The sequence below is a fragment of the Curtobacterium sp. MCBA15_016 genome, from assembly GCF_001865105.1.
GTDB lineage: Bacteria > Actinomycetota > Actinomycetes > Actinomycetales > Microbacteriaceae > Curtobacterium.
Window position 1 is genome coordinate 6,547 of the sequence record NZ_MJGR01000033.1, and the last position, 1,142, is coordinate 7,688.

Below are 1,142 nucleotides of genomic sequence, written 5' to 3' on the forward strand. Positions count from 1 at the left end.
ACGCCCTCGCCACCGACGGCGTCTTCCTCGACAACCGGGGCGCGGGCGCCCTCGCCGCCCGCCACCTGCTCGACCACGGACACCGCCGGGTCGGGGTCGTCGCGGGCGACCCCGCGGTCTCCACCATGCGGGAGCGCACCGCGGGCTTCCGTGCGGTGGTCGAACGGGAGGGCGGTGTCCTCGGACCGGACTCGGTCGTCGAGGGGCCCCTCACGGTGCAGCACGGGCAGGCGGCGATGCAGCGGCTCCTCGTGCAGCAGGACCGACCGACAGCGGTCTTCTGCGCGAACTACGAACTCACCCTCGGAGCCGTCATCGCGCTGAACGAGTCCGGGCTGACCCTCGGCCGAGAGCTCTCGGTGCTCGGGTTCGACGGCCTCGAACTCGCCCAGGCCACCGTCCCGAAGCTCACCGTCATCGTGCAGCCCACGCACGAGCTCGCCGTCCGGGCCGCCGACCTGATCCACGCGCGCCTGACGGACCCCGACGCCGACCCGGCCCCCGTCGACGTCGTCGTCGCACCCCGTCTGGTCGCCGGTGGATCGGTCGCCCGACTCGTCACCCCCACGGAGGCATGATGCTGCGCTACACCCTCACCCACCAGCCGACGCTGAGCGCGCTCGCGTCGCTCGGGCACGGCTCCAAGGTGCTGGTCGCCGACGGGAACTACCCGTTCGCGACGGCGATGCGTCCCGGCGCCGCGCTCGTGCACCTCAACTTCCGCCCCGGACTGCTCGACGTCGACGAGGTCCTGACGACCCTGCTCGACGCGGTCCCGGTCGAGGCGGCGACGGTCATGGAGGCTCCGGCGGACACCGTCGTCGCGGCGCACGAGGGCTACCGGCGCATCCTCGGGCCGGACGTGCCGCTCGGTGCGCTCGACCGGTTCGCGTTCTACGACGCGGTCCGCGCGCCCGAGACCGGGTTGGTCATCGCGACGGGCGACCAGCGGTCGCACGCGAACCTGCTGCTCGAGATCGGGTTCCAGCGCACGCCGGAGCGGTAGGGCGCGCGGGCGGGCGCGGACGGGCGCGAGCGGGCGCGAGCGTGAGTGCGCGCGCTGACGACGACTGCGCGCGTTCCACCACGCGCAGTCGTCGTCAGGGTGCGCACGTCCGCGCATCAGCGTGCGCGTCCCCACG

2 protein-coding genes are annotated in these 1,142 nt (G+C 74.0%); both read left to right on the forward strand.

Annotation, left to right across the window (positions count from 1 at the left end; translation table 11 throughout):
* Positions 1-578 (forward strand): substrate-binding domain-containing protein (locus BIV03_RS13315; RefSeq protein WP_175475851.1); only part of this gene is annotated, 578 nt, incomplete at its 5' end.
* Positions 578-1,006 (forward strand): RbsD/FucU domain-containing protein, encoded by a 429-nt coding sequence (locus BIV03_RS13320; RefSeq protein WP_071296107.1) that lies wholly within the window; start codon positions 578-580, stop codon positions 1,004-1,006. The genes BIV03_RS13315 and BIV03_RS13320, both read left to right, overlap by 1 nt.
* The last annotated feature ends 136 nt before the right edge of the window (positions 1,007-1,142 follow it).